Below are 22,067 nucleotides of genomic sequence, written 5' to 3'. Positions count from 1 at the left end.
TCAAGAACAGTGCAATCTGGCCTGTTCGCTGCTTGGGAGTATATCAGGTATGGCTGCTCGGACGATCCTTCTGGTCGATGACGACGATGACCTGCGCGAAACGCTGGTGGAACAACTTTCTCTTTACGAGGAGTTTTCGATCCAGCAGGAATCCAACGCCACCAAGGGCGTGCAGGCTGCCCGCAACGGCCAGGTGGACCTGATGATCATGGATGTGGGCCTGCCGGACATGGATGGCCGCGAAGCCGTGAAACTGCTGCGCAAGGGCGGCTTCAAGGCCCCCGTCATCATGCTGACCGGCCACGACACCGATTCTGACACCATTCTGGGGCTTGAGGCCGGTGCGAATGACTATGTCACCAAGCCATTCCGCTTTGCCGTTCTGCTCGCCCGCATCCGCGCGCAGTTGCGCCAGCACGAGCAGAGCGAGGACGCGACGTTTACTGTCGGTCCCTATCTGTTCAAGCCGAGCCAGAAGCTGCTGACCACCGAGGACGGCAAGAAAATCCGACTGACGGAAAAGGAAGCGGCGATCATCCGCTATCTCTACCGCGCCGGGCAGAAAGTCGTCACCCGCGACGTGCTGCTGGAAGAAGTCTGGGGATACAACTCCGGCGTCACCACCCATACGCTGGAAACCCATGTCTATCGCCTGCGCCAGAAGATAGAACGGGACCCGTCCAACGCCGAAATTCTGGTCACCGAAAACGGCGGTTACAAGATTATTCCCTAAACGGACATTGAACGGACCCTGAACCGGAGCATTCTCGATGGCGCTGAGCGATGACATGCAACTGCTTTCATCTCTGGCGCTGTTTCAGGGGCTGGAGCCGGACCAATTACGGCTGATCGCCTTTGGTGCCGAGCACAGGCCCATCGGCCAGGGCCAGCCACTATTTCGGGAACACTCTCCGGCTGAATGCGCCTATGTGGTGGTGCGGGGCCGGTTCGAGCTTTCCAACACGGGCCGCGATGGCAAGCCGCAAGTCGCCGCTGTTGCCGGTCCTGGCACCATGCTGTCGGAACTGGCGCTGGCCACCATGGTGGAGCGCAAATACACCGCCATCGCCCTGGAGGATGCCGAAGTGCTGCGCATTCCCCGCCCGCTGTTCCACCGGCTGCTGGAGGAATATCCAAAGCTCGGCCTGGTGATGCAGGACCGCATCCGGCAAAACCTTGTCGCACTGGCGACTGGGGCAAAAGGCATGGAAGAGCGGTTTCGGTAACGCTTACCGCGTTGTCAGGTTGGGCGGCAAGATTGCATCATCGTTTTACTATGGGGCTCACCCCCCTCTGCCTTGCCAGGCATCTCCCCCTCAAGGGGGGAGATCGAACCGGAGTTGACCGCTCGCTTCACGTCATCTGTACACAGCAACGAAAGTCGCCAACCTATCCGAAGAATGAGCGGCTACGTCTATCCGATCTCCCCCTTTGAGGGGGAGATGTCCGGCAGGACAGAGGGGGGTAAACGGCATATCGTAACGACAATATTATGTACCGTCGTCAATCAATCACAGCGGTTTACTGACGCTTCTATAAACCGTGGTTGTCCAACCGCTCCTTGCACACCACCTCGACGGCGCCTTGCAAGAGTTTGATATGCTCCACCAACCAAGTCAGTTCTTCGGCTGTGATCTCGTATTGCGATGAATAGCGGGCCTCGACATAGGCACGGTGCAGGCGGTCGAAACAACGACGGGCAAGGCGGTTTTTCCTCGGCCACGCATCGATCAGACGAGTATCCAAACTTTCGGCCAGCGGTCGCAATTTTCTTAAATTGTGCAACCGGGGGCTATAGAGCGTCAGCACCAGCAGAACGCAGTGGTAAAGCCGTTCAACCGTTTGATGAAGCTGGAAGGCGGCTTCATTAAAATTACCGCGCTCAATCAAAAATCCGGCTGCGGCCTGAAAGGCGTCGGCACTCGAAAACCAATCCTCGAAATAAGTCTTCGCCTGAGCCTGCCTCTCCTCTGGAGGCAGCGGTTTGGCTGTGGTGAGCGGAAAGCCTGGCGCTTCATAAAGCGGGATACCGTCACGGGCGATATCGATGAAGAAAGGCAGGCCTCGGGCCAGTCGATTGTTCATATCATCAAGGGAGTGAACAATGAAATTGACAGGGGTTTTCAAGCGCTTGGTGGCGATTTCCTCCCGTATCAGATATTCCTGCGCGCCGCGCCAGAACTCATCCTCATCGGCAAAAGTCTCACTATTCACCACCACCAGCAGGTCATAATCGGAGTAATAGCCGCTGGCATGGTCCTCGACCCAGTCGCCACGCGCATAGGAGCCGAACAGGATCAGCTTGAGGATACGGCCGCCCTTGTTTTTATCGGACAGCCTGCCCTTTTGCGCGGCTTCGAACTCGTCGAAGAGAATGCGGACCACCCGCTCCAGTTCGCGCTGCTTGCGGGTGGGCAGATGATTGAGCCGGTCCTGATCCATCTACCCCTCCCTTGACGTGCCGTGGATATCAAAGCGCGAACTGCACCGTCACCGGCACATGGTCAGACGGCTTTTCCCAGCCGCGTGCTTCGCGCAAAATCTCGATGGTTTTCAGCGACGGTAACAGATCCGGTGACGACCAGATATGGTCGAGGCGGCGGCCCTTGTCGGCGCTGGCCCAGTCCTTGGCCCGGTAGCTCCACCACGTATAGAGTTTTTGCGATGGATCGACCAACTGGCGCATCAGGTCCACCCAGCCACCTCGGTCGATCACGTCAAGCAGACCTGCGGTTTCCACCGGGGTATGGGACACGATCTTCAGCAACTGCTTGTGCGACCAGACATCATGCTCCAGCGGTGCGATATTCAGGTCGCCGACCAGGATAGCCGACGTATTTGGCTCGGCACTGGCCGACAGCGTCTTCATTTCCTCGACGAAATCCAGCTTGTGGCCGAATTTTGGATTGATGTCCCGGTTGGGCTCGTCGCCTCCGGCAGGCACATAGAAATTATGCAGGCGAATACGCCGCCCGTTCCACTCGAAAATCGCCGAAATATGGCGGCTGTCACCGACGCCGCAGAAATCCTGCCGGTGGTCTTCGGTCAAAGGAAATTTCGAGACGGTTGCAACGCCATGATAGCCCTTCTGGCCATGCAGAATAGCATAGGGATAGCCCAGCGCCTGAAACGCCTCCAACGGAAACTCATGGTTCTGGCATTTGATTTCCTGAAGGCAGAGAATATCCGGCTGACGCAGTTTGAGAAAATGCTCGACGATCGGCATGCGCAGCCGCACCGAATTGATATTCCAGGTGGTCAGGGAAAAAGTCATGCCGGGTTCCTTCAGCGCCGAACAGATCCGGCCTCGCTCATCCCTTTATGCAAACTCGCAGAATTTTGACAGTGAAAAGGCCCGAAATCTCCAGATTTCGAGCCTCGATCCAGTAGAGATCGTTCAAACACCGCTCAGCCGCGATTGCGGATATCGTCATAGGGAACTTCGAAGACTTTTTCATCGAAATTGACGCCCTGCTGGACGTTGAAGATCATTACCGACGTGTCCTTGCCCTGCGCATCGGTGACGGTCCATTGCCGCAGCTCGAAGGTCTTCGGATCAAACATCAGGGTGATGGTCTGGTCGCCAAAAATCGATTTGTCACCCAGCACGATGGTGGTCAGGTCCTGCTCTTCCTTGACCTGCCGCACCATCTGATGGCCGAGATCGATGCGGTCGGACAAAAGCAGGCTTAGCGGCGTCTTCGACAGCGGATAGACATCCCAGGTCTTCATTTTCAGGTTGCCGATTGCCACGTTACGGCCATCGGAAATCACCCGCATCGGTGAGGGCTGTTCATAGTTGAAGCGCAGCTTGCCGGGACGTTCGATATAGAATTTTCCGGCTGTCTGTTCACCGCGCGGGCCAAACTGCACGAACTCACCCATCATGGTTTTCACCGAGGCAAAATGATCGGCGATCCTCTGCGCGGCGCTGGCCTGGGCCTGAGCGTATGCGGGTGAGACTGTGGCGCCCGTGGCCGCCACAGCAATCCCCGCAGCCGCCATGCCGATAAATCCCCGGCGGCCAATCATCCCTGCCATGCCTGCCGGGGCAAACGTCTTCTTTTGCATTCTTTTCTCCTTTTGCCCCTGTTCCATAAGGCGCAAACCGGGCGCCATGGTGACACACACCGGATCGTGAACGCCGAAACGTCTTTCGACGCCTGGACGTTCCACACCAGCCTGTCGCCATCACCGCTCGATGTCAGCTTCCGTCGGAACGAGGATTTCGCGTTTGCCCGCGTGGTTGGCCGGGCCGATAATGCCTTCCTGCTCCATGCGTTCGATCAGCGATGCGGCACGGTTATAGCCGATGCCCAGCCGACGTTGAACATAGGAGGTCGAGGCTTTTCCATCCCGAAGCACGACGGCGACGGCCTGGTCGTAAGGATCGTCCGATTCGGCCAGATTGCCGGTTCCTGCCGGTCCACCGCCTTCGTCGTCGTCCTCATCGATGGTCACGGCATCAAGATAATCCGGCGCGCCCTGGGTTTTCAGATAGGCAACGATGTCTTCCACCTCATTATCCGAGACGAAAGGTCCGTGAACGCGCTGGATGCGCCCGCCGCCAGCCATGTAGAGCATATCGCCCATGCCCAGCAACTGTTCAGCGCCCTGCTCGCCCAGAATAGTACGGCTGTCGATCTTGGAGGTAACCTGGAAGGAAATCCGGGTCGGGAAGTTTGCCTTGATGGTACCGGTTATGACATCGACAGAAGGCCGCTGCGTCGCCATGATCACGTGAATACCAGCCGCACGCGCCATCTGCGCCAGGCGCTGCACCGCGCCTTCGATATCCTTGCCCGCCACCATCATCAGGTCGGCCATCTCGTCGATGATAACAACGATATAGGGCATGGGCTGCAAATCGAAGGTCTCGGTCTCGTACATAGCCTCGCCGGTCTGCCGGTCGAAGCCGGTCTGCACGGTGCGGGTCAGAACCTCGCCTTTTTCGATGGCCTGCTCGACGCGGCTGTTGAAGCCGTCGATATTGCGCACGCCGATCTTCGACATCTTCTTGTAGCGCTCTTCCATCTCGCGCACCGTCCATTTCAAGGCGACAACGGCCTTTTTCGGATCGGTAACGACAGGTGAGAGCAGATGCGGAATGCCGTCATAGATCGACAATTCCAGCATTTTCGGATCGATCATGATCAACCGGCATTTTTCCGGCGGCAAACGGTAGACCAGCGACAGGATCATGGTGTTGATCGCCACCGACTTGCCCGACCCGGTCGTACCAGCGACCAGCAGATGCGGCATCTTGGCGAGGTCGGCGATCACAGGTTCACCGCCAATGGTCTTGCCCAGCGCCATCGGCAGCTTGGCTGTCGAGCCGTTGAAGTCGCGACTGCCAATCATTTCCCGCAGATAGACGGTTTCGCGGGTGCGATTCGGCAATTCGATACCGATGGCATTGCGGCCCGGCACCACGGCGACACGGGCGGCAATGGCGCTCATCGAGCGGGCAATATCATCGGCAAGACCGATAACGCGGGACGATTTGATCCCTGGCGCAGGCTCAAGCTCATAAAGTGTGACGACCGGGCCGGGGCGCACTTCGATAATATCACCCTTGACGCCGAAATCTTCCAGCACGCCTTCCAGCGTCCGGGCGTTGTGTTCAAGCTGGTCAGCCGACAGGCTGGCATCCTTGGCAACCGCACGTGGTTCGGCCAGAAGCTGAACCGACGGCAATTGGAAACCACGCGCACCTCTTGGACCAGCGACCGGAGAACCAGACACCGGAGACGGGCGCGGACGCTCTGCGGCGGGGGCAACACGGCGGGCAGAAGGCTTTGCAGCGCGGTCTTCGTCTTCATCGTCGAATAGGATGTCATCAGCCGAACGACCACGGGTGCGCAGGTCAAAGGGTGGCTCGTCATCCGGCGACACCGGCGGCGGCGCGATACGGCGACGGCCCGCACTCCGCTCACCCGGCTCAAAGGACGGGTCGGCGCGGTGGTCCGGGCGTCCAGCCTGAACCGGCATAACCTCATCATCATTGAAGTCATAGGGCTGGTCGAAATCCGACCGCTCGCGCCTTTTTGGCTTCAGACCGGCGAGACGCCGCATCCGGGCCTGACCGGTATACCAGACATGGGCGAGCGCACCGGCAGCCAGCGCGAAAGGCCCGGTGCGGTCATCATCGTCCTCATCCTCATCAACGATTGGCACGGCCTTGCTCTTGCGCGACCCCGCCTGTGAGCTTGCGCGGGCAGCCAGAATTTCCGCTTCGAAATCATCCTCTTCATTGCCGATAATACCGGCGGCAAACAACATCAGCCACAGCATCGGGGCGATGAAGATCACGCCCAGCACCATGGCAAAGGTTCCGGTCGGATAGGCTCCGACAAACAGTGCGGGAAAGCGCAGGATCATGTCGCCGATCACCCCACCGATCCCGTTCGGAATGGGCCATGTGCCGGGCGGCGGAAAACAGCCGAACACGGCAGCGCCCGCAACCGCCCCAGTGCCCCAGGCGGCAAGCCGACGTGGCAGGCGGGTGATCTTACGACCGGAGATCAGCGAAAGCGACCAGGCCAGAATGGGTAAAAGGGCTGCAACCGAAGCCAGTCCGAAAAACTGCATAGCAAGATCGGCAAAGACGGCACCGGGATAACCGAGAATATTGGTGGGCGCCCGGCTGGTCGCATAGGAAAAACTGGGATCGGCAACATTCCAGGTGGCCAGCGCGGCAATGGCCGCCACCAGCCCAAGGAACAAGGCAAAGCCGAGCAGAGCCAGGCATTGCCGCATGATGAAACCCATCACGATCATCCGAGGCGACCGCTCTTCCAATATTGCCAGCGTGCTTCTGCTCATAGGTGTTCGCCTGCCAGTGCAATTTCAACAAAATTTGGAAACCGGATACGCCGGGCAGGACCCGAACCGGCTTGCGAAGAGTGAGATTACCAGAATACGGGTTAACGCTCCTTTAACCATGGGATAACCCGTCCGATCGAAAGCCCGCCTGACCAACCTGGCGCAACCAGTCTTTCGCTATGAGGGTATATAGAGCGCGATTTTCCAGAATCAAAAAACCCGGACACGAGGCCCGGGTTGATTTTCTGATAACGAAGCACCTTGATCGGCCCCCGAAACCGGGAGCAAGAGAGATCAAGAATGATAAGCAGCTTCACCGTGAGAGGCGAGGTCGAGACCTTCGCGCTCGGCTTCGACTGGCACACGCAGACCAACGATCACATCGACGATCTTGTAGAGGATTGCAGAGCCGATACCGGTCCACAGGATGGTGATGACCACGGCCTGAAGCTGCACCATGACCTGGCCACCCATCGTCTGTTCGCCGGCATAGCCGACGCCACCCAGCGAAGCGCTGGCGAAAATGCCGGTGGCAATAGCGCCGAACATGCCGCCAATGCCGTGGACGCCGAACACGTCAGCCGTATCGTCATAGCCGAACTTGTTCTTCACGACAGAGACGAAGAAGTAGCAAAGCGGCGAAACGATCACGCCCATGACAATCGCGCCCATCGGGCCGACGATACCGGCGGCAGGCGTGATGGCAACGAGGCCAGCAATCATGCCGGAGGCAGCGCCCAGCATCGAGGCCTTGCCGCGAGTGAAGGATTCAACCACACACCAGGACAGGATAGCCGCAGCCGTGGCAATAAAGGTGTTGACGGTTGCGAGCATCGCACCACCGGAGGCTTCGAGGTTGGAGCCGGCATTGAAGCCGAACCAGCCGACCCAGAGCATGGCGGCACCGACATAGGTGAGCGTCATGGAATGGGGGGCCATCATGTCCTTGCCATAGCCCGTACGCTTGCCGACCAGGATCGCACCGACCAGACCGGCAACACCGGCATTGATGTGAACGACGGTGCCGCCAGCAAAATCAAGTGCGCCAAGACCGAAGAGATAGCCCTTGGCATCCCAGACCATATGGGCGACCGGGAAATAAACGAATGTGACCCACAGCAGGCAGAACAGGATCGCAGCCGAGAACTTGATGCGTTCCGCGAAGGCACCGATGATCAGCGCAGGCGTGATGGCCGCAAAGGTCATCTGGAACAGCATGAAGATATATTCCGGGATAACGACGCCCTTGCTGAAGGTAGCAGCCGTTGTCGTCGTATCGACGCCAGCCAGGAACATCTTGGCAAAGCCGCCGAAGAACGGGCTTTCGCCGCCGCCGAAGGCGAAGGAATAGCCATAGATGACCCAGACGATCATCACCATGGCGGCAATGACGGTGCACTGCATCAGCACGGACAGCATATTTTTGGCGCGCACCAGGCCGCCGTAGAACAGGCCAAGGCCGGGAATGGCCATGAACAGAACGAGGATGGTGGACAGGAACATGAAGGCGGTATCGCCCTTATCAGGAACCGGAGCAGCTGCCGCCGCAACGGCTGGCGCTGCATCCTGCGCAAAGGCGATCGCTGGCGCCATCAAGGCCGCCGATGCAGCCCCGAGGCGCAAGGCTTGAGATTTGAATGTGGAAAACGACATGTATATGAACTCCCCTTGACGGCCGGTCTTACAAGGCTTCGGTATTGGTTTCACCGGTGCGGATACGCACCGCCTGATCGATTCCGTAGACGAAAATCTTTCCATCGCCGATCTGACCGGTCTTGGCAGCCGAGGCGATCGCTTCTACCGCCTTTTCGGCAACATCCGTCGCCACTGCGACCTCGATCTTCAGCTTGGGCAGGAAGCTCACGGCATATTCCGTGCCGCGATAGATTTCCGTGTGCCCCTTCTGCCGCCCATATCCCTTGACCTCCGTGACGGTCAGGCCTTGGATACCGACAGCCGTCAGTGCTTCGCGCACTTCGTCCAGCTTGAACGGCTTGATAATGGCCATCACAATCTTCATCTGGTTTCCCATCCTCTGGTTTATCCTCGGCGAATAACGCCGTCTCTCCGCGACGCCGACCTACGACAGGGGGCAGCGACTATCCTCCTACATTCAAACCGTGTGCCAAGTTTCAATCGGCATTTAAGCTATTGAAATACAAGGGTTATAATGGAGAGCGCCAAAAAAAAGGCACCGGAATGGGCGAAAACATGGTTTTTTTTGTGCAAAATCAAAAAACAGCACAAAATTTAATCATTTGCCTTTTTCCGAATCAAGCCCTCCTGGGCAACGGAAACAACCAGCTGGCCTGTCCGCGTATAAATTGAGCCTCTGGTCATTCCCCGGCCACCCGACGCGCTGGGGCTATCTTGCGAATAGAGCAGCCAGTCATCGAGCTTTGTGGGCAGGTGGAACCACATCGCATGGTCGAGGCTGGCGGCCTGGAGGCGCTGGTCAAAAACGGAAACGCCGTGGGCATAAAGCGCGACATCCAGGAGCGTCATGTCCGAGAGATAGGCCAGCACGGCGGCCTGCAAACGGCGGTCATCCGGCACCAAGCCGGTCATACGCACCCAGATATCGGCTTTCGGTTCCAGCTTGTCCTTTGTCAGATAATGCAGGAAGGAGGTGGGGCGAAACTCCACCGGACGCTCCCTGGCCCAATAGGCCCGGATATGGGCGGGCGCTTGCGACAGAAACATTTCGCGAAATTCCCGCTCGCCCATCAACCCTTCCGGCGGCGTCACATTGGGCATGACGAGCTGGTGGGAAAAGCCTTCTTCTTCTTGCTGGAAAGAGGCCGACATCGAAAATATCATCTGGCCGTGCTGGATGGCAACGACCCGACGGGTCGAAAAGCTGGCACCGTCACGGGTCCGCTCGACCTGATAGAGAATTGGCACCGTCGGATCGCCGGGACGCAAGAAATAGGCATGCAAGGAGTGAACATACCGCTCGCCATCGACACAGCGCTGGGCTGCCATCAAGGCCTGAGCGATGACCTGGCCACCGAACACCCTTTGCCAGCCGACCTGCGGGCTGGTGCCTCGGAACAAATTGACTTCCAATGCCTCCAGGTTCAGCGTTTCGATCAGTTTTTCCATCGGTGTGGCGGAATTTTCTGTCTGCGGCATTTTGGAAAAGCTCCGGCGGTAGGAAGTCGGGTCCAACTGATCTATATAAGACCCGAAGCACGATACAAGCTGTAAGGGAGTAGATGATGGCGGATCTGGTTGTAGTCGGAGGCGGATATGTCGGTCTCTCGGCGGCGCTCGCCGTCAAGCGCGCCGCGCCGCATCTGGAGGTGACGGTAATCGAAGCAGCCCCCGAAGGCCAATGGCGCAAGGACCCACGGGCCTCGGCGGTGATTGCGGCAGCCACCAAAATGCTGGAGGTTTTCGGTGTCTGGAGCACGATCGAACCGCAGTCTCAGCCGATCAACAGGATGATCGTTACCGATTCGCGCACCAGCGATCCGGTCCGGCCCGTCTACCTGACCTTTGACGGCGAAGTCGAGGAGGGCAAGCCCTTCGCCTATATGGTGCCCAATGTCGCCATGGTCGGCGCGCTTCTCGATGCTGCCGGTGTGGCGGGAATTTCCATCCGCCATGGCGTGAAAGCCGCAGGCTTTTCCGTGAAAGGCCATAAGGCCGAAGTCGCGCTTTCCGATGGCACAACCCTTGATTGCCGCTTGGTTGTGGCCTGTGACGGCGTGCGCTCGCGCGTCAGGGACATGGCGGGGATCAAGACCGTCACCTGGGCCTATGGCCAGTCCGGGATTGTCACCACGGTCGAACATGAGCGTCCGCATGAAGGGGTGGCAGAGGAACATTTTCTGCCCGCCGGGCCTTTTGCGATCCTGCCATTGACTGGCAATCGCTCCTCATTGGTCTGGACCGAGCGCAGCGAGGATGCGGACCGGCTGGTGGCGGAGGACGACCTGATGTTCGAAACCGAACTGGAGCGCCGTTTCGGCCACAAACTCGGCGCAATCCGTGCCACCGGCGACCGCCGGGCCTTTCCGCTGGGACTGACGCTGGCCCGCTCTTTCATCGGACCAAGGCTGGCGCTGGCAGGCGACGCGGCCCATGGTATTCATCCGATTTCCGGCCAGGGCCTCAATCTTGGTTTCAAGGATGTGGCGGCGCTGGCGGAAACAATCGTCGATGCCGATCGCCTCGGCCTCGATATCGGCGACCTCACGGTTCTGGAACGCTACCAGACCTGGCGGCGCTTCGACACATTCCGGATGGGCGTTACCACCGACGTTTTGAACCGGCTGTTTTCCAACGATATTACGCCGGTAAGAATCGCCCGGGATTTCGGGCTGGGCCTGGTGGAACGGCTGCCGAAACTGAAAAACTATTTCATTTCCGAGGCTGCCGGAACAGCGGTGAAGGGCGGCCCGAAACTTCTGACCGGTCAGTCGATCTGACAAAATGTCCGGCAGGCGATTTGGCGGGGCCAATGAGTGGCCCTAACCAGCGCCTTCAGTCTTCGATCTTGCGGGCTTCCGAGACCAGCATGATCGGAATGCCATCACGAATGGGATAGGCAAGTCTTGCCTTTTCCGAAACCAGTTCGTTGTTTTCCCGGTTAAGGGTCAAGCGGCCATTGGTCAGCGGGCAGACCAGTAATTCCAGCATTTTCGGATCGACACCGTTCATCCGCTGATCCATGGCTGCGCTCCTTCACTCTTTGCCCATTCACCGTTACTGTAAAACCGGCTCCACATCACCGAAACCGCGTGCCAGATAAATTTCGGTAATGGCAATCAGCGTTTCCGTGCGGCTATGCAGATCAGTAGCCTCCAGCAAGGCCTGTTTTTCAGCAGGTGTGAAAGGCGACATCATCGACAAAGAATTGACCAGGGTCAGATTGCTGGCGCGCTGGACGCTCTCCCAATCCGCTTCCAGCTTGTTGGCATCCAGATAGGCCCGGAACACCGCGAGCAACCGCTCCCGATCCACGCTGTTTTCCTGGCCTTCAGCCGCCAGATCGGCCATGAACGGCGAAATTCGTGCTGTGCGGAATGGATGGCTGGTTTTCAGCTCTTCGCTCATCCGGAAACGGCAGATTCCACCCAGCGACAGAATATAGCGGCCATCGCCTGTCTCGGCGAAAGAGGTGATCCGACCGATACATCCCATGCTGCATAGGGCCGGAATGCCGGTGGCGATCTCATAGGGCTCGGTCAATGCTGGCTGAATCATGCCGATCAGCCGATTGCTGCGCAGCGCGGCATCGAACATTTCCAGATAGCGCGGCTCGAATATATTCAGTGGCAATTGCCCACCGGGCAGCAGAAGAGCTCCTGCCAGCGGAAAAACCGGCAATGTTTCCGGAAAATCAGCCGCCGTCAGATATCGCGCATTGCCGACCTGCATTCCACCCTCCTGAAAGAGCACCGAGCCAATGCCCTGTCGCTCTTTAATTCCTTATAATGTGGCATGCGCCCGGCAAATCTCAAGATGCGCCTGCCACAGAACACACCTTCCGCCCGTCCGAACATATAGGGTTCAGTCCTTGAACAGGGCTCGTCCCATTCTCTGCCTTCAAGCCCGTTACGAAAACAAGATCGAAGACAGCTTGCGACGGGCCTGAATGGTGGCGGGGTCCTTCGGACCCCATACCTCGAAAAATTCAACCAGTTGGCGACGCGCACCATCATCGTCGAAGGTCCGGTCTTTTTTCATGATCAACAGCAGATGATCGGCTGCGTCTTCACGCTTGCCCTCGACATTGCGGATCTTGGCGAGCTTCAGCCGCGCCTCGTGATCGTCAGGGTTAAGCGACAGTTGCTGCTCCAGCGCCACCGGATCACCCAGCTTGCGGGCCTCTTCGATTTGCTCCAGCTTTTTGGCAACGGCTTGGATTTCAGCGGCTTTCGCCAGCTCTTCGGGCAGGCCATCGACAATCTGGCGCACCCGTTCATGCTGGTTGAGGGCAAGCATGCATTCGGCAATGCCGGCGACCGCCTTGGCATTTTCCGGATCGGCCTGCATGACCGCCGCATAGAGCTGGGCCGCGCCGTCGAAATCGCCGCCATCGTAAAGCCCCTTGGCTTCTTCCAGCACAGCCTCAATTTCCGCCGCCTGATCGGCACCGCCGTCCGGGCCACCCAGCTTGTCAATGAACTGCTTGACCTGACTTTCCGGCAGCGCGCCCATGAAGCCGTCGGCAGGACGGCCATCGACAAAAGCGACGACGGCAGGAATGGACTGGATACCAAGCTGACCGGCAATGGCCGGATGGTCGTCGATATTCATCTTGACCAGCTTGACCTTGCCCTTGGCCTCATTGACCGCCTTTTCGATGATCGGCGTCAACTGGCGGCAGGGGCCACACCAGGGCGCCCAGAAATCCACCAGGACCGGCTGGCGGCGAGACTCTTCCAGCACATCCTTGGCAAAGCCCTGGGTGGTCGTATCCTTGATCAAACCGCCAGCGGGCGATGCTCCTGCAGACGCTGGCGCTGCCGCAGGAGGCGCTGTGCCGAATTGCGCATTCGCCGTCATCTGCCCGCCATAGGAGCCGCCATATGGATTACCAGAATTGCTCATCACCATCTCCCGCCTGTTCCTGACAGCCCGGGCGTTTTGCAAACGCATTCCAGGTGCCGCCTTATTTCCACCGTCCGCAAGTTCCGTTTCATACCGCAACAGATATCGCAGCCCTTGTCCTGGCCACATGATCTTTACAGGGTTCCTTGAATTTCAATGAACCCTGCAAGCGTTTAAATCGTGCCTCAAGCCGTGACTTTCAAGACGATTGCCTCATGTCCAGTCGCCATCAGAAAGCGCAGGAGGTCGTCGCGGCCAATCGAGGTTGTAGCGTCATTCGACAGCGGATGGCAATTGATGATCTCATGCTGCATCAAGTCCGCGTCCAGAACGAATGTCACCTTGTTGTCAGCATCATTGATGGCCCCAAAAGCCGTTACCGATCCCGGCACAACGCCCAGATACTCCATCAGCTTTTCCGGCTTGCCAAACGATAACTTGCTGGCCGCACCAATCAGCGTATGGACGGTCTTCAGATCGACAATGGCGTTTTCCTCGACCACCAGCAGGAAGAACTGATCCTTCTTGTCCTTGACGAATAGGTTTTTGGTATGGCCGCCAGGGATCTCATCGCGCAGCGACACCGATTCTGCCACGGTAAAGACAGGCGGATGTGACACTGTCCGGTGCTCGATGCCGAGGCTATCGAGAAATGCAAACAGGTCTGCGGGCAACTTCGGCACAATCTCTGTCATGATGGTCCTATTTCAGAATATAGTCTCGGCGGCATGCTGCGGTTAAACGATATCAAGCGATCTCCTTCAACTGTTTTATGCGTGTTTTATGCGCCGATCAGGAATTCAAATGTTTCCCCATGCAGCCTTATCTTGACCACTCACGCGACGTTCAAAATTTTCATTTCCAAAGAATAGCTTAGGCCGAGATTGGAAAAAATCTTGGACCCGCCGTCATTTCCCTGTTGCAATCGAAAAGCAGTTGGGCCATATACCGCCCGTCGCCGCAACACAGCGACCCACGGTTCAGCGTACTACCCCGGACCGGTGGATAATGAGCGGGCGTAGCTCAGGGGTAGAGCACAACCTTGCCAAGGTTGGGGTCGAGGGTTCGAATCCCTTCGCCCGCTCCAATTTTACAAAGATGAATTCAAGAATATGCCTTCCCGAAAGGGAGATCGCGGTTTTCCGTGTCCGGCTGCGTGGTTTGGGCTGCAAAACTGACGACGTTAAAACCCTTCCCTGATAAGCTATCAAAACTTGCCTTTGGCAAAAGTGGCGCCGCCAAACGCACTCCGAATGGCGACACCGGAATGCAAAATGCGTCAGGTCGCCCGTATCGGCTTATGTCCCATCACCCTGCCAATGATAATGACCAGCACGCCGGCAATGGCGAGGCAGGCCGCCAGAAAGAACATCGGAGCAATCGTGCTGCCCGTTTGGTCGCGGATCAATGGCACGACATTCTGGGCAACGAAACCGCCGAGATTGCCGACCGAATTGATGGCAGCCAGACCGGCCGCAGCGCCAGCGCCTTTCAAGAAGCGCGATGGCAGGCTCCAGAACACCGGCTGGCCTGCGAAGATCCCGGCGGCGGCAAGGCACAGAAACGCAAATTGCAACACCTGGTCTGTCAGCACTGCCGACATCACAAGACTGACGGCACCGACAAAGGCCGGTATGACGATATAGGGCGTCTTGTTCTCCGTCCGGTCAGCCGCCGATGGCACAACATAGAGCGCGATGGCAACCGCAACCCAGGGGATGATGTTGATCAGGCCATTCACCGTATTCGACACGCCAAACCCCTTGACGATGGTCGGCAGCCAATAGCTCAAGCCATAAGCGGCGAGTGGAAAGCCGACATAGCAGAGCGACATCAGCAGCACACGGGGATTGATCAGCGCCTTGAAGCCATTGTCGGCATTGGCGTCCATTCCGGTATTTTCGGCATCAAGCCTTGCCTGAAGCCAGGCTTTTTCAGCATCCGTCAGAAAATGCGCCTTGGCCGGAGTGTCGGCGAGATAAAACCAGGTCACGATACCGGCCAGAACCGCGGGAATACCGGTCGCCAGAAACACCCATTCCCAACCCTGATAGCCCAGGAACCCATCGAGATCGAGCAATACGCCGCCCAATGGTGCGCCAATGGCATTGGCAAGGGCACTGAAAATCATGAACATGCCAACCATCCGGCCACGATAATCCCTTGGGAACCAGAGCGTCAGCAGATAGAGCACGCCCGGAAAGAACCCCGCCTCGCAGACGCCCAGCAGAAAGCGCAGGATGTAGAACATCGTCGCGTTCTGGGTATAAGCAAGCGCAATGGTTACAGCGCCCCAGGACACCAGAATGCGGGCAAACCAGCGGCTGGCGCCGAACCGTTCGAGAAACAGGTTGCTCGGCACTTCAAATAGAAAATAGCCGATAAAGAACAGCGATGCCCCCAAACCATAGGCATATTCGCTGAGGCCCAGCGCATCGACCATCTGTAATTTGGCGTAACTGACATTCTGCCGATCGATATAGGCAATCAGGTAGAGAAGCCCCAGAAACGGCATCAGCCGCCAGGTGATTTTTGAAATCAGTGCTTTTTCGGAAACCAAGTCATGTCCTCCCACAACCCTCCCCTCCTGCATAATTCCCTGCTTGAACCGGGTCCGATTCAACCAATCATGCAACCTCCTGCGGGTGCCGCGGGGACGGGTAATGTAAACAGGATTACACGCTTAATTGTTCCCCGCACACCCTTGGACAAAGCCGTGCAAAAAACCATCAACTCATAGAAAACACATAATCCGTTTCCTGCCGCAGCGTTTCACCGGGACGCAGAACAGCACTTGAAAAACCGGTCTGGTTGATGGCATCAGGCCAAATCTGGGTTTCCAGACAGAAACCGGCATAAGCGCCATAGCGACGGCCCTCAAGACCGGAAACCGGTATATTCAGGTAGACGCCCGCGTAAAATTGAACGCCAGGCTCCGTGGTGCGCACTTCCATGGAGACGCCGGATTTCAGGCTGCGGGCCATGGCGACGCTGCGCTTGGCCACCCGTGTCTGCGACAGACAGAAATTGTTGTCGAAGGGCACCTGAACGCCGTCCTCTGTGCGACGCATCACGCCCATCTGCCGGAAATCAAACGGCGTGCCGATCACCGGACGCTGCTCTCCGGTCGGGATCAGACGCTCATCGACAGGCAGATAGTGATCTGCGGCAATCATCAACTCATGATCCAGCATATCAGGCGAATCATCCAGGTTGAAATAGGAATGCTGGCAGAGATTGGCGAGGGTTGGCGCGTCCGTGGTCGTTTCATAGACCACCGACAGCACACCGTCATCCTGAAGGTGATAGGTCGCCCGGATGTGGGCATTGCCGGGATAACCGGCCCGGCCCGCCGGATCGGTGATCTCGAGCACCACCCGGTCACGGTCAAGATCGGCAATCGTCCAATTGCGCCTGCCTATGCCATCGCTGCCGCCATGCAGATGGGTAAGGCCGCGCTCGTTGCATTCCAGCTGATAGTCTTCACCATCCAGGGTGAAACGTCCGTTTGCAATACGATTGGCCAAGCGCCCGGGCGTCGCCCCGAAATAGGGAGAGTGGATGGCATAGTCTTCGAAATGCTCGAAACCCAGCACCAGCGGCGCCACATGGCCTTCCATCCTGAGATCCTGGATCACCGCTCCCCAGGTCAACACCTTGGCCTTCAGGCCACCGCCATGCAGCGTGACCTGCTCTACTGTTTCACCCTTGGTGGTCGTGCCAAATTCCAGACGCTGCATATGCTTCCTCACCCTTGCATCGACGGTGCCTGCCTGAGGCGGGCGCGTCATCGTTTCTGCCGTGTCAAATAGGTTTATTGCATAATTCCTCAAACCGAAATCGATCAGAGATAAAATATCCAGCCACCATAAGGCGTTACAGCAAACATCAACGCACCATAGACGATGCAGGCCGGATTAGCGCGACAGCTCTCGTGCCGCATCCTCCAACCCGCCAAGCGTCAGAGGATGCATGCGCCCGCCCATGAGACGGGAAATCAAACCGATAGAATGGGTATAGGCCCAATGCTCCTGCTGCATCGGGTTGAGCCACAGACATTTGCGAAAATGCTCCGTGATGCGCGAAAGCCAGAGGGCGCCGGGCTCACCATTCCAATGTTCCACCGATCCGCCGATCATGGTGATCTCATAGGGGCTCATCGCCGCATCGCCGACGAAGATCACCCGGTAATCCGGCCCATAGGTGCGGATAATTTCTTCTGTCGGAATGACATCGGTCCGGCGGCGGCGATTGTCTTTCCACACCCGCTCATAAAGGCAGTTGTGGAAGTAGAAATGCTCCATATGCCGAAATTCCGACCGGGCGGCCGAAAACAGCTCCTCCACGCCTTTGACGTGATCGTCCATGGAGCCGCCAATATCAAAGAACATCAGCAGCTTGACGGCATTTCGCCGTTCCGCCTGGGTCTTGATGTCAAGATAGCCATGCTCCGCCGTCGCGCGGATCGTACCGCTCAAATCAAACTCGTCCGGCGCACCTTGTCGGACGAACCGCCGCAACCGGCGCAGGGCAACTTTGATATTGCGGGTGCCAAGCGCGACGGAATCGTCGAGATTGCGAAATTCCCGCTGGTCCCACACCTTGACGGCGCGGCGATGGCGCGATCCGTCCTGGCCGATCCTCACTCCTTCCGGATTGTAGCCATAGGCCCCGAAGGGCGAGGTCCCCGCCGTGCCGATCCATTTCGAGCCGCCCTGATGGCGCTCCTTCTGCTCGGCCAGCCGCTGTTTCAGCGTTTCCATCAGCCTGTCGAAACCACCCATGGCTTCGATCAGCTTCTTGTCTTCGTCGGACAGGTGTTTTTCGGTCAGCTTGCGCAACCATTCTTCCGGCAGAGCGGTCTCAGACACACCCGGCTGCGACCCACCGGTCGCTTCCAACCCCTTGAAACATTCAGCAAAGGCCAGATCGAAACGGTCGATATGCCGCTCATCCTTGATCAGCGTCGTGCGCGCCAGATAGTAGAAAGCCTCAATGTCGAAATCGACAAGGCCGCGCTCCACCCCTTCCAGCAAGGCCAGATATTCCCCGAGGGAGACCGGGATTTTCTGTTGTTTAAGCTTGAGGAAAAAAGGCAGGAACATCGGCGCTCAGAGCGGTTGCTGGTAGATGATAAAGGGGGTCTTGTCCGCCACCTGATCATAGAGGCGCCGGGCCGTGCTGTTAAACTCCTGGGTCATCCAGTAGACCTTACCCGCGCCAGCTTCCACCGCCGCCGCGTTGACCGCTGCAATCAGCGCCCGACCGATGCCAAGCCCACGCACCTCAGGATCGACATAGAGATCCTGAAGATAGCAGACATCGGCAATATACCAGCAGGACCGATGAAAGACATAATGGCTAAGGCCCACAGCTTTCCCCTCAGCCACAGCCAGAAACCCGCGAAATTCGCCAGCTCCCTGCCCCGTCAGCCGGGCAAAGGTGGTCGCATAGATCTCTTCGGGCAGCTCCGTTTCGTAAAAGGCGAGATAGGCGCGCCACAGGCGACGCCAGTCTGCCTCGTCGTCAACAGTCAGGGGACGGACCAGAAGATCCCCGGTCATGTGCCGCGCCCCTTGCCGATATCGTTCAAATCATAGCTGGTGGTCTGATACATCTCGTTGATCCAGTTTCCAAACAGCAGATGCGCATGGCTGCGCCAGCGGTTGAGCGGCGTCAATGTATCATCGTTATGGGGAAAGTAATCATATGGCAGGCGGATCGGGATGCCGGCGCTGACGTCGCGAAAATATTCATCCGCAAGCGAGGTGGAATCATATTCGACATGGTTGAACATATAGAGCCGATTGCCCTTATCCTCCTGCACCAGACAAACACCCATTTCATCGGATTCCATCAGGATGTTCAGGTCCGGCACTTTTTCGATATCGGCGCGGCGTACCTCGGTCCAGCGTGAGACCGGCACCTGGAAATCATCCGAGAAACCGTTGAGATAGATGGAGGATGGCGCCAGATTGCGGTGGCGGAACACGCCGAAAGCCTTTTCCTTCAGCCCATGTTTCGGCACCTTGTGGAAGTGATAGATCGCCGCCATCGCCCCCCAGCAGACATTCATCGTCGTGTGGACATTGGTCTCCGTCCAGTCGAGAATCTGCTGCATTTCGCTCCAATAGGTGACGTCTTCGAAGGGCAGCGTTTCCACCGGCGCACCGGTAATGATCAGTCCGTCGAACTTGCGGTGCTTCACCTCTTCCCAAGTCTGGTAGAAGGACAGGAGATGCTCTTCGGGCGTGTTCTTGGCCTTATGGCCGCCGATCCGCACCAGGGTCAATTCCACCTGCAATGGCGATGCACCGATCAGCCGGGCAAACTGCACCTCGGTCTTGATCTTGTTGGGCATGAGATTGAGCAGGGCGATCTGCAACGGGCGAATATCCTGACGGATCGCTGCGGTTTCCGTCATCACCCGCACACCCTCATGAACGAGGGCGTCGAAGGCGGGGAGCGTATCGGGAATCTTGATCGGCATCGGCTTTAAACTTTCCTGTCACGGCACGGTGCGGCAGCTTTGCTATCGCCATCGGCCTCGGAAAGTCTTGAATAACTTGCCTCGGCCCTTTAGCAATTTATTTTACGTGGCTGCAAGCCGGCCGGCCAAATCACCACGAGAAGACGGTTATTTACGCCTTCACCCGTTACGAATCAATGAAAACATAAGCTGCACCGCAGCAAGGATCAGCGTCCGTCCCGCGCTCCGTCGCGCCGGGCCATGAAGGCAAGCCGCTCGAACAGATGCACGTCCTGCTCATTCTTCAAAAGCGCGCCATGCAGTTTCGGCAGGGCATTGGTGGCATCGCTGCGCAGATAGGCGGGATCGACCTCATCGGCCACCAGTAGGCGTATCCAGTCCAGGGCTTCCGAGGTCGATGGACGTTTTTTCAAGCCCGGCGTTTCGCGTATTTCGTAAAACCGGGTCAAGGCCGCCTGAAGCAACTGCTGCTTGATGCCGGGATAATGAACATCGACGATCCGCGCCAACGTCTCGGCATCCGGAAAGCGGATATAGTGGAAGAAACAGCGGCGCAGGAAGGCGTCGGGCAGCTCTTTCTCATTGTTGGAGGTGATGATGACGATCGGGCGTACCTGCGCCTTCACCCGCTCACCTGTCTCATAAACGTGAAACTCCATCCGATCCAGTTCCTGCAACAAATCGTTGGGAAACTCGATATCCGCCTTGTCGATCTCGTCGATCAGCAGCACGGTCTTTCTTCCCGCCGCAAAAGCCTCCCAGAGCTTGCCGCGCCTTATATAGTTACCGATATCGCTGACGCGCGGATCGCCCAGCTGGCTATCGCGCAGGCGAGACACGGCATCATATTCATAAAGCCCCTGTTGCGCCTTGGTGGTGGATTTGATCGTCCATTCAATCATGTCGAGACCAAGGGCTGCGGCAACCTGGCGGGCCAGCTCGGTCTTGCCGGTGCCTGGTTCACCTTTGACCAGCAGTGGCCGTTCCAGCGCAATGGCTGCGTTGACGGCCACCGTCAGGTCCTTGTCGGCGATATAATCGGCGCTTCCGGTGAATTGCCCGGTAAATGACATGATCTCTCCAATTCATCGTCAATTTCGGTGAAAGTAATCAGCAGCACAGCCAGCGACAAGCCGGTGCAGGCCAATCTCTTCACAAATAAAGCTTGTATTTTGTTTGAAATCTGCCAGTTTGGCCCCTACATCCTGCTCGACCATTCAGGATGGGGTCACCTTTTCCGGCAGGAAAGCGCTTTGGCCCCGAATGGGCATGAGTTAAACTTTCCTCTGCCTGACTGAACTGCAAGGCCGGACGTTCCGGCCTTTGTCTGTGCCGCTGAACCGGGTGCGGTTTGATGGCAGGATTGGGCAGGGACTATCCGTTTTTGCAGTGACACGTGAGCGCCGGTATCGGCGCACAGCGCTGCAAAAATCCGCACCGCGCCGTTCGCACTGTTGTCCGCATCTTTTCGCCCAGGCGAAACCAAAGCGGTTTCCCGGCGCATTTTCGTTTCGGCATTTGATCCGCGAGCAGTAGTCCTGCAAGGAGACCGGCATGACGGCGCATTTATACAAGACAGGCGACATGGTCGTGCTGAAAGACGGTCCCGTCAGGCTCTCCCGGTCGGTCGGCGTGTGCAAGGTGCTTGCCACCCTGCCGGAATCCCAGGGCGCACGCCGGTATCGGGTTCGCTTCGAGAGCGAAACGTTCGACCGGTCGATTGCCGAGGACGAGATCGATGTCAGCCGTTCGCCACGGTCCGGCACCGCCTCAAAAACACAAAAGGCCGGCGGGGCCTGGGCAACGCCAGTTAATTCGAAATAACCAGATTATCATCCTCAACCATCAAAGGAGAGACAGTGCAGGTACTCGTCAGGGATAACAATGTTGAGCAGGCATTGCGCGTGCTGAAGAAGAAAATGCAGCGCGAAGGCCTGTTTCGTGAAATGAAGGCCCGTTCGGCCTATGAAAAGCCGTCGGAAAAGAAGACCCGCGAAAAGGCCGAGGCCGTGCGCCGCACCCGCAAGCTGGCCCGCAAGAAGCTTCAGCGCGAGGGCCTTCTGCCTGCGCCGAAGAAAAAAGTTTTTGCGCCACGCGCCCAAGGATAAGGGCCGAAGGGCAAGGGACACATCACCCTTCGCCATAAAATCGAGACCGGGCAAATCCGTGCAGGTCTCAAATCCTTTTT

General features: G+C 57.7%; 22 protein-coding genes, 1 tRNA gene and 1 riboswitch. Of the genes, 6 read left to right on the top strand and 17 right to left on the bottom strand.

The features are described from left to right. Positions 1–49 precede the first annotated feature (49 nt). Positions 50–733 (top strand): response regulator transcription factor, encoded by a 684-nt coding sequence (locus H1Y61_RS02505; RefSeq protein ID WP_015917473.1) that lies wholly within the window; start codon positions 50–52, stop codon positions 731–733. 37 nt (positions 734–770) lie between these two features. Further along, positions 771–1,226 (top strand): cyclic nucleotide-binding domain-containing protein, encoded by a 456-nt coding sequence (locus tag H1Y61_RS02500; RefSeq protein ID WP_180573623.1) that lies wholly within the window; start codon positions 771–773, stop codon positions 1,224–1,226. A 307-nt stretch (positions 1,227–1,533) separates the two neighbouring features. On the opposite strand, the gene H1Y61_RS02495 is transcribed toward H1Y61_RS02500, so the two are convergent. The 7 genes from H1Y61_RS02495 to tesB all read right to left on the bottom strand — a co-directional run bounded on the left by H1Y61_RS02495 (position 1,534) and on the right by tesB (position 9,960). Beyond that, the gene (locus H1Y61_RS02495) at positions 1,534–2,442 is read right to left on the bottom strand and encodes a HEPN domain-containing protein (RefSeq protein ID WP_180573622.1); all 909 of its coding nucleotides are present in this window, start codon (positions 2,440–2,442) and stop codon (positions 1,534–1,536) included. Positions 2,443–2,470: 28 nt separating this feature from the next. After that, the gene (locus H1Y61_RS02490) at positions 2,471–3,274 is read right to left on the bottom strand and encodes an exodeoxyribonuclease III (protein WP_180573621.1); all 804 of its coding nucleotides are present in this window, start codon (positions 3,272–3,274) and stop codon (positions 2,471–2,473) included. Positions 3,275–3,408: 134 nt separating this feature from the next. Continuing rightward, a complete protein-coding gene (locus tag H1Y61_RS02485; protein ID WP_156637592.1) occupies positions 3,409–4,071 on the bottom strand; it encodes an outer membrane lipoprotein carrier protein LolA in 663 nt (220 codons plus the stop codon). A 120-nt stretch (positions 4,072–4,191) separates the two neighbouring features. Further along, positions 4,192–6,825: a DNA translocase FtsK gene (locus tag H1Y61_RS02480; RefSeq protein WP_180573620.1), complete on the bottom strand. Its 2,634-nt coding sequence runs from the start codon at positions 6,823–6,825 to the stop codon at positions 4,192–4,194. A gap of 294 nt (positions 6,826–7,119) precedes the next feature. After that, complete coding sequence (locus tag H1Y61_RS02475; RefSeq protein WP_180573619.1) at positions 7,120–8,478, bottom strand: ammonium transporter; 1,359 nt, start codon at positions 8,476–8,478, stop codon at positions 7,120–7,122. Positions 8,479–8,506: 28 nt separating this feature from the next. Continuing rightward, entirely contained in the window at positions 8,507–8,857 is a 351-nt protein-coding gene (locus H1Y61_RS02470; RefSeq protein WP_272492752.1) for a P-II family nitrogen regulator, read from the bottom strand. A gap of 218 nt (positions 8,858–9,075) precedes the next feature. Beyond that, positions 9,076–9,960: an acyl-CoA thioesterase II gene (gene tesB / locus H1Y61_RS02465; RefSeq protein WP_174112034.1), complete on the bottom strand. Its 885-nt coding sequence runs from the start codon at positions 9,958–9,960 to the stop codon at positions 9,076–9,078. Between the two features lie 86 nt (positions 9,961–10,046). Between tesB and H1Y61_RS02460 the strand changes: the two genes are divergently transcribed. Further along, on the top strand, positions 10,047–11,261 hold the full coding sequence (locus tag H1Y61_RS02460) for a ubiquinone biosynthesis hydroxylase (protein WP_180573618.1): 1,215 nt from the start codon (positions 10,047–10,049) through the stop codon (positions 11,259–11,261). 55 nt (positions 11,262–11,316) lie between these two features. Here the strand turns inward: H1Y61_RS02460 and H1Y61_RS02455 are convergent, their stop codons facing one another. The 4 genes from H1Y61_RS02455 to H1Y61_RS02440 form a co-directional block, all read right to left on the bottom strand. Then, a complete protein-coding gene (locus tag H1Y61_RS02455) occupies positions 11,317–11,505 on the bottom strand; it encodes a Trm112 family protein (RefSeq protein ID WP_015917483.1) in 189 nt (62 codons plus the stop codon). A gap of 33 nt (positions 11,506–11,538) precedes the next feature. Next, positions 11,539–12,213, bottom strand: coding sequence for an LON peptidase substrate-binding domain-containing protein (locus H1Y61_RS02450; protein WP_174112036.1), 675 nt, complete (start codon positions 12,211–12,213; stop codon positions 11,539–11,541). A gap of 177 nt (positions 12,214–12,390) precedes the next feature. Continuing rightward, positions 12,391–13,389: a thioredoxin gene (trxA, locus tag H1Y61_RS02445; protein WP_180573617.1), complete on the bottom strand. Its 999-nt coding sequence runs from the start codon at positions 13,387–13,389 to the stop codon at positions 12,391–12,393. 185 nt (positions 13,390–13,574) lie between these two features. Continuing rightward, complete coding sequence (locus tag H1Y61_RS02440) at positions 13,575–14,084, bottom strand: prolyl-tRNA synthetase associated domain-containing protein (protein WP_180573616.1); 510 nt, start codon at positions 14,082–14,084, stop codon at positions 13,575–13,577. 317 nt (positions 14,085–14,401) lie between these two features. On the opposite strand from H1Y61_RS02440, the gene H1Y61_RS02435 reads away from it, so the two are divergent. Then, positions 14,402–14,476 (top strand) — tRNA-Gly (locus tag H1Y61_RS02435). A 192-nt stretch (positions 14,477–14,668) separates the two neighbouring features. Here the strand turns inward: H1Y61_RS02435 and H1Y61_RS02430 are convergent. The 6 genes from H1Y61_RS02430 to H1Y61_RS02405 all read right to left on the bottom strand — a co-directional run bounded on the left by H1Y61_RS02430 (position 14,669) and on the right by H1Y61_RS02405 (position 20,952). Beyond that, positions 14,669–15,949, bottom strand: coding sequence for an MFS transporter (locus tag H1Y61_RS02430; protein ID WP_180573615.1), 1,281 nt, complete (start codon positions 15,947–15,949; stop codon positions 14,669–14,671). 169 nt (positions 15,950–16,118) lie between these two features. Further along, positions 16,119–17,129 carry an aldose epimerase family protein gene (locus tag H1Y61_RS02425; RefSeq protein ID WP_180574383.1) on the bottom strand — a complete coding sequence of 337 codons (1,011 nt, stop codon included), beginning with the start codon at positions 17,127–17,129 and terminating at the stop codon, positions 16,119–16,121. A 177-nt stretch (positions 17,130–17,306) separates the two neighbouring features. Further along, positions 17,307–18,494, bottom strand: coding sequence for a vWA domain-containing protein (locus H1Y61_RS02420; RefSeq protein WP_180573614.1), 1,188 nt, complete (start codon positions 18,492–18,494; stop codon positions 17,307–17,309). Between the two features lie 6 nt (positions 18,495–18,500). Further along, on the bottom strand, positions 18,501–18,953 hold the full coding sequence (locus H1Y61_RS02415) for a GNAT family N-acetyltransferase (protein WP_180573613.1): 453 nt from the start codon (positions 18,951–18,953) through the stop codon (positions 18,501–18,503). Beyond that, positions 18,950–19,879 (bottom strand): homoserine O-acetyltransferase MetA, encoded by a 930-nt coding sequence (metA, locus tag H1Y61_RS02410; protein ID WP_180573612.1) that lies wholly within the window; start codon positions 19,877–19,879, stop codon positions 18,950–18,952. The genes H1Y61_RS02415 and metA overlap by 4 nt, the downstream gene beginning before the upstream one ends. Before the next feature lie 69 nt (positions 19,880–19,948). Beyond that, a riboswitch (SAM riboswitch) is annotated at positions 19,949–20,026 on the bottom strand. Positions 20,027–20,085: 59 nt separating this feature from the next. After that, complete coding sequence (locus H1Y61_RS02405; protein WP_180573611.1) at positions 20,086–20,952, bottom strand: AAA family ATPase; 867 nt, start codon at positions 20,950–20,952, stop codon at positions 20,086–20,088. 481 nt (positions 20,953–21,433) lie between these two features. Between H1Y61_RS02405 and H1Y61_RS02400 the strand changes: the two genes are divergently transcribed. Beyond that, on the top strand, positions 21,434–21,703 hold the full coding sequence (locus H1Y61_RS02400) for a hypothetical protein (protein WP_015917493.1): 270 nt from the start codon (positions 21,434–21,436) through the stop codon (positions 21,701–21,703). 35 nt (positions 21,704–21,738) lie between these two features. After that, positions 21,739–21,987 (top strand): 30S ribosomal protein S21, encoded by a 249-nt coding sequence (gene rpsU, locus H1Y61_RS02395; protein ID WP_015917494.1) that lies wholly within the window; start codon positions 21,739–21,741, stop codon positions 21,985–21,987. The last annotated feature ends 80 nt before the right edge of the window (positions 21,988–22,067 follow it).

It is taken from the genome of Agrobacterium vitis, assembly GCF_013426735.1.
GTDB classification, from domain to species: domain Bacteria; phylum Pseudomonadota; class Alphaproteobacteria; order Rhizobiales; family Rhizobiaceae; genus Allorhizobium; species Allorhizobium vitis_D.
Note: the sequence above shows the minus strand (reverse complement) of the source record. Positions and strands in the feature narration are given on the sequence as shown.

What these genes read in the sequence shown, in the direction of transcription:
- H1Y61_RS02450 (WP_174112036.1), bottom strand. Translation starts at nt 12,213, where the DNA reads ATGCAGGTCGGCAATGCGCGATATCTGACGGCGGCTGATTTTCCGGAA.
- H1Y61_RS02475 (WP_180573619.1), bottom strand. Translation starts at nt 8,478, where the DNA reads ATGTCGTTTTCCACATTCAAATCTCAAGCCTTGCGCCTCGGGGCTGCA.
- metA (WP_180573612.1), bottom strand. Translation starts at nt 19,879, where the DNA reads ATGCCGATCAAGATTCCCGATACGCTCCCCGCCTTCGACGCCCTCGTT.
- H1Y61_RS02405 (WP_180573611.1), bottom strand. Translation starts at nt 20,952, where the DNA reads ATGTCATTTACCGGGCAATTCACCGGAAGCGCCGATTATATCGCCGAC.
- H1Y61_RS02415 (WP_180573613.1), bottom strand. Translation starts at nt 18,953, where the DNA reads ATGACCGGGGATCTTCTGGTCCGTCCCCTGACTGTTGACGACGAGGCA.
- H1Y61_RS02425 (WP_180574383.1), bottom strand. Translation starts at nt 17,129, where the DNA reads ATGCAGCGTCTGGAATTTGGCACGACCACCAAGGGTGAAACAGTAGAG.
- H1Y61_RS02495 (WP_180573622.1), bottom strand. Translation starts at nt 2,442, where the DNA reads ATGGATCAGGACCGGCTCAATCATCTGCCCACCCGCAAGCAGCGCGAA.
- H1Y61_RS02505 (WP_015917473.1), top strand. Translation starts at nt 50, where the DNA reads ATGGCTGCTCGGACGATCCTTCTGGTCGATGACGACGATGACCTGCGC.
- trxA (WP_180573617.1), bottom strand. Translation starts at nt 13,389, where the DNA reads ATGAGCAATTCTGGTAATCCATATGGCGGCTCCTATGGCGGGCAGATG.
- H1Y61_RS02500 (WP_180573623.1), top strand. Translation starts at nt 771, where the DNA reads ATGGCGCTGAGCGATGACATGCAACTGCTTTCATCTCTGGCGCTGTTT.
- H1Y61_RS02460 (WP_180573618.1), top strand. Translation starts at nt 10,047, where the DNA reads ATGGCGGATCTGGTTGTAGTCGGAGGCGGATATGTCGGTCTCTCGGCG.
- H1Y61_RS02490 (WP_180573621.1), bottom strand. Translation starts at nt 3,274, where the DNA reads ATGACTTTTTCCCTGACCACCTGGAATATCAATTCGGTGCGGCTGCGC.
- H1Y61_RS02485 (WP_156637592.1), bottom strand. Translation starts at nt 4,071, where the DNA reads ATGCAAAAGAAGACGTTTGCCCCGGCAGGCATGGCAGGGATGATTGGC.
- H1Y61_RS02440 (WP_180573616.1), bottom strand. Translation starts at nt 14,084, where the DNA reads ATGACAGAGATTGTGCCGAAGTTGCCCGCAGACCTGTTTGCATTTCTC.
- H1Y61_RS02400 (WP_015917493.1), top strand. Translation starts at nt 21,434, where the DNA reads ATGACGGCGCATTTATACAAGACAGGCGACATGGTCGTGCTGAAAGAC.
- H1Y61_RS02470 (WP_272492752.1), bottom strand. Translation starts at nt 8,857, where the DNA reads ATGGGAAACCAGATGAAGATTGTGATGGCCATTATCAAGCCGTTCAAG.
- tesB (WP_174112034.1), bottom strand. Translation starts at nt 9,960, where the DNA reads ATGCCGCAGACAGAAAATTCCGCCACACCGATGGAAAAACTGATCGAA.
- H1Y61_RS02480 (WP_180573620.1), bottom strand. Translation starts at nt 6,825, where the DNA reads ATGAGCAGAAGCACGCTGGCAATATTGGAAGAGCGGTCGCCTCGGATG.
- H1Y61_RS02420 (WP_180573614.1), bottom strand. Translation starts at nt 18,494, where the DNA reads ATGTTCCTGCCTTTTTTCCTCAAGCTTAAACAACAGAAAATCCCGGTC.
- H1Y61_RS02455 (WP_015917483.1), bottom strand. Translation starts at nt 11,505, where the DNA reads ATGGATCAGCGGATGAACGGTGTCGATCCGAAAATGCTGGAATTACTG.